The following is a 14,788-nucleotide window of genomic DNA, read 5'->3' as shown; positions in this document are numbered from 1 at the left end:
TTGGCAAAGGCGAATTCAGTTGTCGTTTGAAACTGAGTAGAAATCCTCTGTGGTCTCGACGTCCGACGCCCCTTAGGGGTTGGACACATACGGGTACCGACGCTCTTAAAAAGGAAAGTCTGGTGGCGCAAACGAACACAAGCCGATCCAAAGGGGCGCTCAGCGTTCCGGCGCTGGGCGGCGAAGCCAGCCTCAACCGCTATCTCACGGAAATCCGCAAATTTCCGGTGCTGACTGCGGAACAGGAATACATGCTGGCCAAACGCTATGCCGAACACGGCGATTCCGAAGCTGCGGCACAGCTGGTGACCAGCCACCTGCGGCTGGTGGCGAAGATCGCGATGGGCTATCGCGGCTATGGCCTGCCTGTGTCCGAACTGATTTCGGAAGGCAATATCGGGCTGATGCAGGGGGTGAAGAAATTCGACCCCGAACGCGGATTCCGCCTGGCGACCTATGCCATGTGGTGGATCAAGGCTTCGATTCAGGAATTTATCTTGCGCAGCTGGTCGCTTGTGAAAATGGGCACGACCGCCTCGCAGAAAAAGCTGTTTTTCAATCTTCGCCGGATGAAGAAAAACCTCGAAGCGTTCGAGGATACCGATCTGCATCCCGATGATGTGCGAAAGATCGCCACCGACCTGGGTGTGCCCGAAGCCGACGTCGTGTCGATGAACCGGCGCATGATGATGGGCGGCGACGCCAGCCTGAACGTGTCGATGCGCGAAGACGGCGAAGGGTCGTGGCAGGACTGGCTGGCCGATGACCGGCCGTTGCAGGACGAAACCGTTGCCGACGCCGAAGAAACCCAGATGCGCCACGCGCTGCTGGTCGAGGCAATGGACGATCTGAACGAGCGCGAACGGCACATTCTGACTGACCGACGCCTGATCGACGATCCGCGCACGCTCGAAGAACTGAGCCAGGTCTACAACGTCAGCCGGGAACGCGTGCGCCAGATCGAAGTGCGCGCATTTGAAAAGCTGCAAAAGGCGATTCAACGCATCGCCGGCGAGCGCCATCTGCTGCCCGCAATGTGACCTGTTGCATGCCACCGTCAGATCGGTTCTAGTAGCCCGATGGCGGTGGCGGTAACCCGATGAATCAGGAATGGGATGGCTTGCGCAACGCGCCGCGGCCCAAAAGCGCCGCGCGCCGGGGCAAACCGGGCATCGTGCGCCGGGTGCTGTCGATCCTGGCGCGCCTGATCCTGGCGTTTGTCGCGCTCAGCGTGGCGCAAGTGGTGATCTACAAATTCGTGCCGGTGCCGTTCACGTATACGATGCTGTTTGACGGCAACGGAGACAAGCAGACCTGGGTGCCGATCAGCCGGATCAGCCGCCCGATGGTCGACGCCGCGATCGCGGGCGAAGATTCGAAATTCTGCACCCACATCGGCTTTGACCCCGATGCCATGCGCAATGCCTGGCGCCGCAACGAAGAAGGCGGGCGCATCCGTGGCGGTTCGACGATCAGCCAGCAGACCGCCAAAAATGCGTTTCTGTGGCAGGGCGGCGGCTATCTGCGCAAAGCCATCGAGGCGTGGTACACGCTGCTGATCGAGGCGATCTGGGGCAAACGCCGGATCATGGAGGTTTACCTCAACCTGGCCGAAACCGGCGTTGGTACCTATGGGGTCGAAGCCGGCGCGCAACGCTATTTCGGCAAACCCGCCAGCGCGCTGGGCACGGTTGAGGCGGCGCGCATCGCGGCCGCCTTTCCCCAGCCCAAAGTGCGCGCCGTGATCGGTGCGACCGGACGCATCCGTCGCCACGGCAATGTCATCGCGGCGCGCGAAAGCGTAGTGCGCGGCGATTACGACACCTGCGTCTACAACTGACGCGCGGGCTGGCCGCGCGCAGGCGGCGCCTGCAAATCAGCCCGGTCCCGGCTCGTCGCGCGTCTCGCCGGCGGTGGCGATCAGCCAGCGGTCGGTGCCTTGCAGGCCGATTGCGGTCAATTGCCCGCTGGCATAGGCGCCGGTGTCGATGCCGATGCGCATCGGCGTCACCTCGGGCGCCGGGGTGATCGTGTGGCCGTGGACCACGGCAAAATCGCGCGGCGACGCATCGTCAAGGAATTCGCCGCGAATCCACCGCAAATCGCCCACCACCTGTTCGTCCAGCGCGACACCGGGGCGAATGCCGGCATGGACAAACACATAATCGCCGATGCGGATCATGTTTTCCATCGCCGCCATGAACGCGATGTCGGCCCGGGGCACACGCTGCGCCATCAGGTCCTGCAACTCGCCCAGCGTGGTGCAGTGGTATTCCTCGGGCGTGATCGGATAGCTGAGCAGCGTTTCGCGCCCGCCAAACCGCAGGAAATGGCGCAGGACATTGTCGTTGGTGAACGAGGACAGGAACATTTCCTCGTGATTGCCCTGCAGATAGCGCACCGTGCGGCGCATGCCCCAATCGCGCGCGAGCGCGATCACGCCCGCGCTGGCCGGTCCGCGATCGACCAGATCGCCCAGCATGATGACCGTGGTCTGTGCGGGCGCGCGCGCGGCATCGTCGGCTTCGACCAGTTCGATCATGTCCGCCATCAGATCGGCGCGGCCATGCACATCGCCGATGGCATAGACGCGTTCGCCCGCGGGTATCCCGGGGGGCGGGGCCGCTGGCGCGGGCGCAGCGGCGATCAGGGCGCGCAATTTCTTCAACATAGCCGGTGTACCGGCCATATGGGCAAGGGTTGCGCACTGGCAAGGGCAATCGCATCACCGGGTGCGCCCTTGCGCCGGGTTGCACTTGCGGTCATGAATCCGCAGATGGTCATGCTGCGTTCCTGCCTGTTCGTGATGGTCGTCTGGTCCGGCTTTGGCGTATCGGCCGCGCCGGCATGGGCACAGGATTTTCCCACCGGTCCGCCCGCCGTGTCCGCGCCTGTCACCGTGTCGGGTACCGTCAGCGTGCTGAGCCAATACCGCTTTCGCGGCTTGTCGCGGTCTGACGGGCAACCCGCGGTGCAGGGCGACATGACCGTCAGCCACAGCTCGGGTTGGTATGGCGGGGTCACGCTGTCAAGCGCGCAGCCCGGCCCGGCGGTCGATTACGGCCATGGCGAAATGGATCTCTATGCCGGGTTTGACCATGCGCTGGGCCATGGCGGGTTGATGCTCGATCTGGGTGCGCGCGGGTATCTCTATGCCGGTCGTGCCGGGGCCGATCTGTTCGAACTGTCGGCGGCGCTGCATCAGCAGATCGGTCCGATCGATTTGCGCGCCGGTTATGCCTATGCGCCGCCGCAGGCGCACCTTGGGCGCGACCGGCAGGGTGCCTTGCGCGACAACAGCTATCTGTTTGGCGAAGTGCGCAGCGACATTCCCGGCACGCCGCTGCATGTGCACGGGCATCTGGGGCACACCGCGGGCGGGCTGGATTACACCGGGGCCTATAGCGATTATCGCCTGGGCCTGGGCGCCAGCCACAAGGCGTGGGGGATCGATCTTTCGCTGGTTGGCACGACAGTGTCGCATGCCGATGCGCTGATGATGCCGCAGGGGCCCGGCGCCGATCCTGCCGCCACCTGGCGCGCGGCGCGCAGGGCCGCGGTAATTGGCCTGTCGTATCAGTTCTGACGCGTCAGGCGACTTCCAGTTCGACGAATTCGGGGATGAACACCGGTTCGCGGCGTGACCAGCCGGGCGCAGTGGCGGCAGCTTCGCTGATCGATTGCAGCAGGCCCTTGCGCCGGTCGGGGCGAATGCGCGGCAGCGCGGCCGCACCACAGAATGCCGCGGGCAGCCACGGGCGGACTTCGGCGCCAAGCAGGCGTTCATACAAAAACCGATAGGCGCAAAATCCGTTCAGCCGGTTTTGCGACAGGTCGAACGTGGTCACGCGCAGCAGCGGCCCCATGATGGCCTCGATCGCATCCAGCCCTTCGTGCTGCCCCAGCGCGCGGCGCAACAGTTTCAGATCCTGATAGACCACGTATTGCGTGCGGATCGATGCGGTTTCCTCGGCATTGCGGGCCCACAGCGCAAAGGCGTCGCCACGTCCCAGCCCGACATCCAGACTGCGCCGGATATAGCGCTGTTCGCAGGGCGAAAAGCCGGCAAATTCGCGCATTTCTGCCAGGATCAGCTGTGCGCTTGGCGTGTATGACATGGCCCGTATGCTCCCCGGGCAGTGCCTGCCCGGGCATGACTTTAGGCCACGATGGTTAGCGATCGGTTAAATGGTTAACCGAATCATGCAGGGTCGCGCCGGCGGTATCGAAAATACCAGATTTCGTGCCCTTGCGCCCGCGCCTTGGCGGCATAGCGGGTTTCGGGCCAGCCGCCCGGGCGCGTCTGGAAATCGTGCGGGCCCTGCGCCAGCCATTCGAACGCATGCGTGTGGCGGCGCATCACCATCAGCGCATGGCGCAGATAGACCGGGTGATCGGTGCCAAAACGGAATTCGCCGCCGGGGCGCAGCTTGGCCGCAAACAGCGCCAGCGGCCCGTCGTTCATCATCCGCCGCTTGATATGCCGCACTTTGGGCCAGGGATCGGGATGCAGCAGGTACAGGAACGACAGCGATCCGTCGGGTATTCGCCGCAACACCTCGAGCGCATCGCCATGATGAATGCGCACATTGGACAATTTTGTGGCCGGTCCGCCCACGCCCCGCGCGCCCGCCGTGCCATCGACATGCATCAGCGCCTGCGCCACACCGTTCAGGAACGGTTCGGCGCCGATAAAGCCGTGATCGGGCAGCAGATCGGCGCGAAACGCCATATGTTCGCCCCCGCCAAACCCGATTTCGAAATGCAGCGGGCGATCATCGCCAAACAGCCGCTCCGCCGTCACCGGGCCATCGGCGGGCACCGCAATCTGCGGCAACACCCGATCGACGAGGTCCTGCTGCCCCACGCGCAAGGGCTTGCCTTTGGAACGGCCATAAAGCCGGTTGAGCGTGGTGGGATCGTGGGGGGTCATGCCGGCGGCGGATGGCAAAGCGCGGCGAAGCGGTCAAGCAGGTTGGTGTGGTGATACGGTTGGTCAGGATACCGTCGCAGGCATCCATGCCAAAAAAAGACCCGCCATCAGGCGGGTCATTTCCAGGGAGCGTGTTGCACAAGGTGCGCCAGCACCCTTGTGCAGACATTGTGTCAGGCGGCTTTGGTGGCCGAAACCTCTTCCGGATCGCGCAGGACGTAGCCGCGGCCCCAGACGGTTTCGATATAATTTTCGCCGCCGCAGGCATGCGCCAGTTTTTTGCGCAGCTTGCAGATGAACACGTCGATGATTTTCAATTCGGGCTCGTCCATGCCGCCATAGAGGTGGTTCAGGAACATTTCCTTGGTCAGCGTCGTGCCCTTGCGCAGCGACAGCAGTTCCAGCATCGCATATTCCTTGCCGGTCAGATGGACGCGTGCACCATCGACTTCGACCGTCTTGGCGTCCAGGTTGACCGACAGTTTGCCGGTGCGGATCACCGACTGCGAATGGCCCTTGGAACGGCGCACCACGGCATGGATGCGGGCAATCAGTTCTTCGCGGTGGAATGGCTTGGTTACATAGTCATCGGCGCCGAAACCGAACGAGCGCACTTTGCTGTCCATTTCGGAAATGCCCGACAGGATCAGCACCGGCGTCTGCACTTTGGCAACGCGCAGCTTTTTCAGCACATCATACCCATGCATGTCAGGCAGATTGAGATCGAGCAGGATGATATCGTAATCATACAGCTTGCCCAGATCGAGGCCCTCTTCGCCCAGATCGGTTGAATAGACATTGAAACCTTCGGCCGAGAGCATCAGCTCAATCGCCTTGGCTGTGGTCGGCTCGTCCTCGATCAGCAGAACCCGCATCGAACAATCCCTTCTTGCCATTACCCCCGAATGGCCTCGACCCCTGTTGCGGGGGACGCGCCGTTCATTAACCATAGGACAAATGAACATGAAAGGTTAATTTATCGTCAAGACCAAAGCAGTGCTTTTGATCGGGTTTCGATGCAACACCGTCGGCCTGCCCGGCTCAGTCGCCCCGGGCTGCGTCCGAATGGCCGGGGCGCGGCACGCCTTCGACCGCGCGCATGCGATCGCCGGCAGGGCCGGGCAGGGTGGCTGCACCGGGATGCACAGCGGGCCTGGTTGATGGTGCGGGCGCACCCGGCGGGGTGAACTGCACTTCGGCCAGGCGCGTTTCAACCTTGATATGGTGGCGCGCACCGACGGTGCGGATCACAGCGCGGATGTCGCCGGCATATGGCGCATCGGGCGGGGTTTCGCGCAACAGGGCAAACCACGCGTGGATGGCGCGGTGATGCTGGCCCGACAGATCCCAGCCGACCGCGCGATAGTACCGCGCGCGCGCATCCTTGGGATCAAGCTTTAACGCCGCGTCAAAGGCTGCGCGCGCTTCGCGCGGCATGCGTGATTTCGGCATTGCAGCCTGCAACAGCGCTTCACCCAGAAACGAGAATGTGCGCGCGTCGGTCGGATCGATCTCGGTCGCATGGCGCAGCGCATCGGCGGCCTCGTCAAATTGACCGCGCTGAAAATAGGACCAGCCCAGGTTGCGCCAGCCTTCGGCATCGTCGGGTGATTTGGCCACCTGCTTTTCAAAGCGGGTGATCACGTCCTCCACGGTGGGTGCGGGGGTTTCGCGCGGGCGCGGCGCCACGGCCACCGGCATGCCGGCGCGATCGCGCTGGTTGCGATAGATGCCAAGCCCCGCCGCGGTGATGACCGCGACAATCGCCGCACCCACCGCCAGCCGCCGCAACGCAGCACCCCACGACAGCACGTGCGCGTCGGGCGCAGTCCGATCGCTTTCGCTCATCGTCCGATTCCTGGTCGTTCTGCCGCCGTTTGTGCCCGCTGCACGCCGCCCCGATCCTCTGTTGCCCCGATGTGCCGGGCAGGCCCGGTGTCATGCCATGGCCTTTGCGCCATTATCACGCGCGCGCCAATGTCTTTTGGCGGCGCCGCTGCACCGAACTGCCCAGGCCGATCGCCTCGCGATACTTGGCCACGGTGCGCCGCGCCAGATCAAACCCGCGCGCCTTCAACAGATCGACCAGCGTATCGTCCGACAGGATTGCCTTGGCGTCTTCGGCATCGATCAACTGGCGGATCGCGGCCTTGACCGCCTCTGCCGAAACCGCGCCTTCGCCATCGGACGAGGCGACGCCCGAGGTAAAGAAATATTTCAGCTCGAACGTGCCGCGCGCGCAATGCAGGTACTTGTTCGAGGTTACGCGGCTGATGGTCGATTCGTGCAGCGACACCGCCTCTGCCACCGTGCGCAGCGTCAACGGACGCAAATGCGATACGCCGTGCCGGAAAAATCCGTCCTGCTGGCGCACCACTTCGGCGGCCACTTTCAGGATCGTCTTCTGCCGCTGGTCCAGGGCCTTCAACAGCCAGTTGGCATCGGCCAGCCGCTCGCCCAGCCAGGCGCGCGCATCCTTGCTGACCGCGGCCCCGCGCATTTCCAGGTAATAGGTGCGGTTGATGATCAGGCGCGGCAAAGTCGCCTGGTTGATCGCGATGTCCCAGCCCGGGTTGCCATCGCGGTCGATCGCCGCTCGCACCAGGATATCGGGCACCACGGCCGCGGCCGAGGTGCTGCCGAACCGCAGGCCCGGTTTGGGATCATAGCCGCGCAATTCGGCCAGCATGTCGGAAAAATCTTCGTCGTCCACGCCGCACATCCGCCGCAGCCGGGCCAGTTCGCCACGCGCCAGCAGGTCCAGATTGTCAAGCAGGCGTGCCATGCACGGGTCGTATCGGTCAGCTTCGCGGGCCTGCAACGCCAGGCATTCGCCCAGGCTGCGCGCGCCGACCCCCGTCGGATCAAGCGTGTGGACCAGCGCCAGCCCCGCTTCGGCCAGCGCGATCGGCACGCCAAGCATCGCTGCCGCCTCGCGCAGCGGCTGCGTCAGGTATCCGGCCTCGTCGATCTGATCGATCAGCCAGCGCGCCACGAACAACAGCTGCGGATCGCGCGTTGCCGCGCCGATCTGGGCGTGCAGATGGTCGGCCAGGCTGGCCGCAGCCGCGCCATGCGAATCGATTCCCGGCGCTTCACCGTCGGCCCCGCCAAAGTCGGTGCCGCTGCCGCCTGCGCTCCAGTCGCCCGAATCGGCAGTCTGCATCCGTTCGCCATCACCGGTATCGCGATCGCGGTCGAGCGTTGCGGGATCGATGTCGAGCGGACGGTCTTCGGCGGCGCGCCCTTCACCGACCAGCTGATCGACCGGAGAGGATTCCAGATGGGTGCGGCGCAAATCGGGGTCGGCCGGATCGGCGGGCAGCGCGATGCTTTCCCCCGCCTCGGCAATGTCGAGCAGCGGGTTGGCATCAAGCGCCTCGCCAATGAACATTTCGACTTCGAGGTTGGACAGCGTCAGCAGCTTGATCGCCTGCTGCAATTGCGGCGTCATCACCAGCGACTGGCTCTGACGCAGATCCAGCCTTGGTCCGATCGCCATAGACTCAGTCCCCCCGGACCGGCATCAGAGCGTAAAGCCCTCGCCCAGATAGAGGCGGCGCACATTGGGATCGGCAACCAGCGCCTCGGGGCTGCCGGCAAACAGCACCTGGCCGCCATAGATGATGCAGGCGCGATCGACGATGTCGAGCGTTTCGCGCACGTTGTGATCGGTGATCAGCACACCGATGCCGCGCCGTTTCAGATCGGTCACCAGATGGCGGATATCGCTGATCGACAAGGGGTCGATTCCGGCGAACGGTTCGTCAAGCAGGATGATCGAGGGCCGCGCCGCCAGCGCGCGGGCGATTTCGCAGCGGCGGCGTTCACCGCCCGACAACGCCATCGCGGCGCTGTTGCGCAGCCGGGTCAGCCCGAATTCTTCGAGCAGGCGCTCCAATTCGGCCGCGCGCGTATCGCGATCGGGCTCGATCAGTTCGAGCACGGTGGCGATGTTCTGTTCCACCGTCAGGCCGCGAAAGATCGATGTTTCCTGCGGCAGATAGCCCAGCCCCAGGATCGCCCGGCGATACATCGGCAACCGCGTGATATCGACCCCATCGAGCAGGATGCGGCCCGAATCCGGTTTTACCAGGCCCATGATCGAATAAAAACAGGTGGTCTTGCCCGCGCCATTCGGGCCAAGCAGGCCCAGCACTTCGCCTTTGGCCACCGACAGCGAAATGTCGCTCAGCACCGCGCGCTTGTCATAAGACTTGGCAATCGACACCACTTCCAACCCGCCGGCTTCGGCGACCGAGGGAAAATCGCCAGCCTTGCCGGGGGAGAGGGGGGCAGTTTCAGCAAGCGCTGTCATGATGGGCGTAACCGTGTTGGGGGCGGCCGGAACGGACCGATCCTGTGTGCCATAGCGGCTGAATTCTTAACGGCAAAGCCTGTGCGATCCAATCTGGCACGATTTATGCCCTGCCTGTCGCGGCGCGCGCAGTGTGGCAAACGATCGCGCTTGCCAGCCGGCAGCGCGCATGATCTAGTATGCCGATCGGAGAGAAGGACCCCAGTGATGGCCAAAGCCACGACCGGTTCGCACAACGGCACCGCACCCGCGCCGACAACCGCCTGGAGCGGCCCCACCGCACGCGCGCGCGATTGGCGCAAGAAGATGAGCGACACTGTCGCCTATGCCCTGCTGGTCTATACCGCGTTGCAGATACTGGTGACGATGCACGTGATGTCGCAAGGCAATGCCTCCACCCTGCCGATGTTTGCGCTGGTGGTGCTGGTGGCGGGGATCATCCCGCTGTTTCGCCATTACGAACGCCATTGGGAAGGGCTGGACGATGCGGCCGCCGCCGATCCCGCGCTGCGGCCGCTGTATCGCCGCGATCAGACGGCGGTGTGGCTGTTTGCCGTGGGTCTGCCGTTCGCCGTGACCGGCCTGTTCAAGGCGTTCGGGCATCTTTGAGCGTTTGCCTGGAAAGCGGCCTGAAGGCGGCTTTCGCAACAAACGCTGACCATTGATGATCGCGCGGGGCAGGGCTAAGCGCGGCTCTCCTCCAGATTGAACGGATCACGACCGCCGATGCTTTCCCCCAACGAAGCCCGCGAACGGTGCGAGGCACTGCTGCGCCGCGCCAAGGCGGCCGGTGCCGACGCCGGCGATACGGTCTATGTGGCCAGTTCCTCGCAAAGCGTGTCGGTGCGACTGGGGTTGCTAGAGGATGTCGAACGGTCCGAATCCGAACATATTGGCCTGCGCGTGTTCACAGGCGGAGCATCGGCTTCGATCGGATCGAGCGATCTGGGCGATGCGGCGCTTGACGAACTGGCGCAGCGCGCGGTGGCGATGGCGCGGCTGGCCCCGCCCGATGCCTTTGCCGGGCTGGCCGACGCGGCGCTGTTGATGCATGTCGCGCCTGCCGACCTTGATCTTGACGATGGTGGCGAAACCGAGCCGCAGGCGCTGCGCCGCATGGCCGAGGCGGTCGAGGCAGCCGCGCTGGCCGTGCCGGGGGTGACCAACAGCAATGGCGGCAGCGCCAGCAGCGGCCGCTCGGTGTTTGCGCTGGCCACCAGCCATGGCTTTGCCGGGGCCTATTCGGCCAGCAGCCACGGCATCTCGGCCAGCGTGCTGGCGGGCGAAGGCAGCGCGATGCAGCGCGATTATGCCTATCGCAGCACGCGCCATGCGACAGACTTGCCCGACGCCTGCGTGATCGGGCGCGAGGCGGGCGAACGCGCAACCCGCCGGCTGAATCCCGCACGGATGCGCAGCGGCCCGATGCCGGTGGTGTTCGATCCGCGGGTCGGTGCGTCTTTGGTCGGGCATCTGATCGGGGCGATTAATGGCGCCAGCATTGCGCGCCGGGCCAGTTTTCTGCTGGATCGCGACGGGGCGCAACTGTTCGACAGCGCGGTGACGATTGTCGATGATCCGCATATCCTGCGCGGATTGCGATCGCACCCCTTCGATGGCGAGGGCCTGGCCTGCGCCAGCGGTGCCCTGGTCGATGCCGGACGCCTGACCGGATGGCTGATGGACAGCGCCGCAGCGCGGCAGCTGGGCCGCGCACCCACTGGTCATGCCGCGCGGGGCGGGTCTGGTGCGCCGCATGTGACCACCGGCAATGTCGCACTGTTGCCCGGCACCCTCAGCCCGGCAGCGCTGATCGCCGACATTGCCGATGGCGTCTATGTGACCGAACTGATCGGCAGCGGTGTCAACGGCGTGACCGGCGATTACAGCCGGGGTGCCAGCGGATACCGCATTACCGGCGGGGTGATCGGCGAAGCGGTGGCCGAATTCACCGTGGCGGGCAATCTGATCGACATGTTTGCGGCATTGATCCCGGCCGACGATCTGGCGCGCATCCATGGCATCGATGTGCCGACGCTGCGCGTCGATGGCATGACCGTGGCGGGGGACTGAGGCGCAAAAAAATCCCCCCCGGGTTGCGGGGGGGATCGGGTTCGCGCCTGGTCTGGATCACTTGTTCGCGTTGTAGCGCTCGATGGCTTCGATCGTGATGCGCTTGGCATCTTCGGCGCCGCCCCAGGTGCCGACACGCACCCACTTTTCCTTTTCCAGGTCCTTGTAATGGGTGAAGAAATGCTCGATCTGCGCAAGCACGATTTCGGGCAGGTCGGATTTTTCCACGACGTCGGTGTAATAGGGAAAGGTCTTGTCGTCGGGCACGCAGATCAGCTTTTCATCGCCGCCGTGTTCGTCTTCCAGGTTCAGCACCGCGATCGGGCGTGCGCGCACCACTGATCCGGGAACGAATGGCGATCGTGCGATCACCAGCGCATCCAGCGGATCGCCATCGGGCGACAGGGTGTGCGGGATAAAGCCGTAATTGGCGGGATAGCGCATCGGTGTGTGCAGGATGCGGTCGACGAACAGCGCGCCCGAGGCCTTGTCGAATTCATACTTTACCGGTTCGCCGCCAACCGGCACCTCGATCACGACGTTCAGGCTTTCCGGCGGATTTTCGCCGGTGGGAATCATGTCGATGCGCATGCTGAGCCCTTAATGCATGGACCCCGCAGGGTCGATTTGTCTGGTGCGCCCGCCTCTAGCCTGCCCCGTTGTGCGCCGCAACAAACTTCAACCGCCGCCCGCGCCACCGATGGCGTTGATGGTAAAGGCGATGACCCCGATGTTGAAAATGAACGCGGCAAATCCGTGCAGCACCGCGATCCGGCGGATTGGCCGGCCGGTGATATTGATGTCGGCGGTCTGGAAGGTCATGCCCAGGGTAAAGGCGAAATAGACGAAATCGAGATAATCCGGATCTTCGCCACCGGGAATGTCGATCCCGCGCATGTCTTCGCCGGGCACGTCGCCGGGGCTGTAATACAGATGCGCATAGTGCAGCGCATAGACCACGTTGGCAAACAGCCAGGTCAGGATCAGCGTGCCGATCAGCTTGACCAGTGCGCCATGCCCGCCACCATGCCCGACATGCGGCAATTCGCCCGCGATCGCGGCCATGATCACCACGGTCAGCAGCGACGTAATCCCCAGCACCACCACCCGGTTGGCATCGTTGCGCGCGGCCTGTCGGCGCATCGCGCCGCTGTCGCAGCGGGTCAGGACCACCGGTACCAGGCTGGCCAGAAACACCAGGCCCGCGCCGTCAAACCCCAGATCGAGCGAATCGGCCAGCGTGTGCCCCGCCCGGTGCCAGCCCCAGGTGCCCAGTGCGAACAACGCGATGAACACGAGAAAGCGCGGCGGGGCCAGCCAGCCCCCGATCTGGGTGATCGGCGCACGTCCGGTCGTTTCGGTCACGTGCGCCGTCTCCCTCGTTGTCAGCGCGACATCGGCCGATGCGGTGCGAGCAGGGCATCAAGCCCGCCCGGACCCTTGGCCGCGGCATCGCGTTCCAGCCATGGATAGCGCATGCCGTCGTGATAGGCGATGGTCACCGTGTCGAAATGGCTGTCGCGCCGGATCAGCAGCGTAATCGCCTTGTCGGTGCCCTTGGCCGCAGCAATCGCGGTCTTGATGCCATCGGCGTCATAGGCATCGCCATTGACCGCCATGATCTGCGATCCCGGCACGATCCCCGCCTTGAACGCGGGGCTGCCCCACAAGGTCTGGGTCACTTTGCCTTCGCGATCGAGCGAAATGCCCAGCGAATACGTCAGGCCCAGCGCCTTGTTTTCCGACATGCGGCCCTGGTCATAGACGTTGGGTTCGGCTTTCCACACCAGATGGTATCCGCCGCGTTCGATCCCGCCCAGCGGCACCGGCTGCCCCGGGGTTTCGATGCGTGTCTTCAGGAACGTATCCCAGTCATAGGCAAAGACTGCTTGCAGCGTCGCCACGACATCGGCGCGGGTATAGGGCAAGACGCCCCAATCGCCGTTGCGCATGCCGTAAAACGCATGGGCAAAATCATCGATGCTCTTTTTTCCGCCGGTGCCGTCGCGAATGATCTGATCGGCTTCAAGCCAGACCAGCGCGCCTTCGGTGTAATAGTCTTCGCCGCGCGACATCGATGCAAAAGGCTTCGGCCGGCGCGATGCGAACACCGGATCGGTGGTGGTATCGGCCACCGATCGCCATTCGCGCCCTGCCATCACCGAAAAGCCACCCGCGTATCCGGCCAGTTCGGCCAGCACCATCGCCTTGGACTGCACGCCCGAACGCGCTGCCAGCACCAGGCCCCAGAATTGGGTCTGTCCTTCATAGACCCACAGCAGATCATCGATCATCGGCTGGCGATAATCGGGCGTCCACAGCCGCGCCGGGCGCCGGTATTTGCCATCCCACGAATGCGAATATTCGTGCGGCACGACATTGTGGTCCCAGTCCATCGCCGCCCAGTCGGTCCACGCCTTGGGCAGATAGGTGCTTTCGTTGGAACGGTGGTGCTCAAGCCCCACGCCGCTCAGCTTGTCGGTCAGGCCCAGCAGGAAATCATAGTGATCGAAATGGCGTGCGCCGAACGCGATATCGGCCTCTTTGACCAGATTGCGATAGGTTTCGAGGTGTTCGGGCTTGATCGACAGATATTCGGGCTTGTCCGCCACCGCGTCGATGAACACGTTTTCGCCGACCGGATAGCGATGCGCATATTTGCCGGCAAAGATCGGCGAATCGACCAGCGTTTCGTAATCGGTGACATCCCAGGCATAGCGGTTGGCGCTCTGCGCCTTGCCATCCAGAGCAGTATAGGCGGTCCAGCCTTCGGGGAAGGTTACGCTGGGTTTGACCCGGATCTGGCGGACATAATGCCCTGCCGGATAAAGCACCATCTGGTCCCATTCCAGATTGATGATTTCGCGCGTTACCGTCACGCGGTCGCCCGGTTCCTGTTTCAGCGCAGGCGTGTGGATCATCCGCGCGACCACGTCGTGCGTGCCCGCGGGCAGGTCGATGATATAGGCATAGACGTCGACCGGATCGCGGTGCCAGGCCAGATCCTTGCCGTCGGCGGTGAAATGCATGCCGACCAGTTCGGCGGGCAGGCCCGAACGGCTGTGATGCCCGGGGATCCATTCGGGCAGCAGCAGGGTCAGCTGCGTTGCGCCGGGTGCCACGGGCACCGTTTCGGTGATGCGTTCGGCGCCTGTCGCCAGATCGGTGGCGTCGATATCGACCGTGATCGTGCCCGGATAGGCCACATCCTGCGGATCGGGCACCGCACGCGTCACCGGCACATTGGCGGGAAAGGTGTTGGTGCCCGGTTGAACCTGGGCGTGGGCAACGGGGGCGAACGTGGCGGCGAGCAGCGCTGCGCCACACAACAGCGTAAAGGGTTTTGTCATAGACCGCATCCATGCCGGGCTGAGGCGAAACGCGCAACCACCCCAGCGGCGCTGTCGCCGCCTTTTATCGTGCGTCATCCCGCGTCAGCGGCGTTGCTTCGCCTTGATGGAGGC

General features: G+C 64.1%; 15 protein-coding genes. 5 read left to right on the top strand and 10 right to left on the bottom strand.

Annotation, left to right across the window (positions count from 1 at the left end):
• Nucleotides 1-122: 122 nt before the first annotated feature.
• Both rpoH and mtgA read left to right on the top strand, forming a co-directional pair.
• Nucleotides 123-1,040, top strand: coding sequence for an RNA polymerase sigma factor RpoH (gene rpoH, locus G404_RS0112495; RefSeq protein WP_028641385.1), 918 nt, complete (start codon nt 123-125; stop codon nt 1,038-1,040).
• A gap of 59 nt (nt 1,041-1,099) precedes the next feature.
• Complete coding sequence (gene mtgA, locus G404_RS0112490; protein WP_084601297.1) at nt 1,100-1,840, top strand: monofunctional biosynthetic peptidoglycan transglycosylase; 741 nt, start codon at nt 1,100-1,102, stop codon at nt 1,838-1,840.
• A gap of 36 nt (nt 1,841-1,876) precedes the next feature.
• Here mtgA and G404_RS18985 read toward each other — a convergent pair whose 3' ends face one another.
• On the bottom strand, nt 1,877-2,689 hold the full coding sequence (locus tag G404_RS18985; protein WP_342663713.1) for a metallophosphoesterase: 813 nt from the start codon (nt 2,687-2,689) through the stop codon (nt 1,877-1,879).
• A 75-nt stretch (nt 2,690-2,764) separates the two neighbouring features.
• Between G404_RS18985 and G404_RS18980 the strand changes: the two genes are divergently transcribed.
• The gene (locus G404_RS18980; RefSeq protein ID WP_051280647.1) at nt 2,765-3,586 is read left to right on the top strand and encodes a TorF family putative porin; all 822 of its coding nucleotides are present in this window, start codon (nt 2,765-2,767) and stop codon (nt 3,584-3,586) included.
• A gap of 4 nt (nt 3,587-3,590) precedes the next feature.
• Here G404_RS18980 and G404_RS0112475 read toward each other — a convergent pair whose 3' ends face one another.
• From G404_RS0112475 to lptB, 6 genes are all read right to left on the bottom strand, one after another.
• On the bottom strand, nt 3,591-4,118 hold the full coding sequence (locus G404_RS0112475) for a hypothetical protein (protein WP_028641383.1): 528 nt from the start codon (nt 4,116-4,118) through the stop codon (nt 3,591-3,593).
• 83 nt (nt 4,119-4,201) lie between these two features.
• A complete protein-coding gene (gene trmB, locus G404_RS0112470) occupies nt 4,202-4,933 on the bottom strand; it encodes a tRNA (guanine(46)-N(7))-methyltransferase TrmB (protein ID WP_028641382.1) in 732 nt (243 codons plus the stop codon).
• A gap of 173 nt (nt 4,934-5,106) precedes the next feature.
• Nucleotides 5,107-5,808: a response regulator transcription factor CtrA gene (gene ctrA / locus G404_RS0112465; RefSeq protein WP_028641381.1), complete on the bottom strand. Its 702-nt coding sequence runs from the start codon at nt 5,806-5,808 to the stop codon at nt 5,107-5,109.
• 166 nt (nt 5,809-5,974) lie between these two features.
• Nucleotides 5,975-6,781, bottom strand: a complete 807-nt coding sequence (locus G404_RS0112460) for a tetratricopeptide repeat protein (protein WP_028641380.1) — start codon at nt 6,779-6,781, stop codon at nt 5,975-5,977.
• A 115-nt stretch (nt 6,782-6,896) separates the two neighbouring features.
• Complete coding sequence (gene rpoN / locus G404_RS0112455) at nt 6,897-8,435, bottom strand: RNA polymerase factor sigma-54 (RefSeq protein ID WP_028641379.1); 1,539 nt, start codon at nt 8,433-8,435, stop codon at nt 6,897-6,899.
• Between the two features lie 24 nt (nt 8,436-8,459).
• Nucleotides 8,460-9,251: an LPS export ABC transporter ATP-binding protein gene (gene lptB, locus G404_RS0112450; protein ID WP_028641378.1), complete on the bottom strand. Its 792-nt coding sequence runs from the start codon at nt 9,249-9,251 to the stop codon at nt 8,460-8,462.
• A 207-nt stretch (nt 9,252-9,458) separates the two neighbouring features.
• Between lptB and G404_RS18975 the strand changes: the two genes are divergently transcribed.
• Nucleotides 9,459-9,860: a hypothetical protein gene (locus G404_RS18975; protein WP_245584517.1), complete on the top strand. Its 402-nt coding sequence runs from the start codon at nt 9,459-9,461 to the stop codon at nt 9,858-9,860.
• A 117-nt stretch (nt 9,861-9,977) separates the two neighbouring features.
• Nucleotides 9,978-11,324 (top strand): TldD/PmbA family protein, encoded by a 1,347-nt coding sequence (locus G404_RS0112440; protein ID WP_028641377.1) that lies wholly within the window; start codon nt 9,978-9,980, stop codon nt 11,322-11,324.
• Between the two features lie 57 nt (nt 11,325-11,381).
• Here G404_RS0112440 and ppa read toward each other — a convergent pair whose 3' ends face one another.
• From ppa to G404_RS0112425, 3 genes are all read right to left on the bottom strand, one after another.
• A complete protein-coding gene (ppa, locus tag G404_RS0112435; RefSeq protein WP_028641376.1) occupies nt 11,382-11,915 on the bottom strand; it encodes an inorganic diphosphatase in 534 nt (177 codons plus the stop codon).
• 87 nt (nt 11,916-12,002) lie between these two features.
• A complete protein-coding gene (locus G404_RS0112430; RefSeq protein ID WP_245584516.1) occupies nt 12,003-12,689 on the bottom strand; it encodes a DUF1345 domain-containing protein in 687 nt (228 codons plus the stop codon).
• A gap of 20 nt (nt 12,690-12,709) precedes the next feature.
• Nucleotides 12,710-14,674, bottom strand: a complete 1,965-nt coding sequence (locus tag G404_RS0112425) for a M61 family metallopeptidase (RefSeq protein ID WP_245584515.1) — start codon at nt 14,672-14,674, stop codon at nt 12,710-12,712.
• Nucleotides 14,675-14,788: the final 114 nt, after the last annotated feature.

This window comes from Novosphingobium acidiphilum DSM 19966, assembly GCF_000429005.1.
GTDB lineage: Bacteria > Pseudomonadota > Alphaproteobacteria > Sphingomonadales > Sphingomonadaceae > Novosphingobium > Novosphingobium acidiphilum.
Note: the sequence above shows the minus strand (reverse complement) of the source record. Positions and strands in the feature narration are given on the sequence as shown.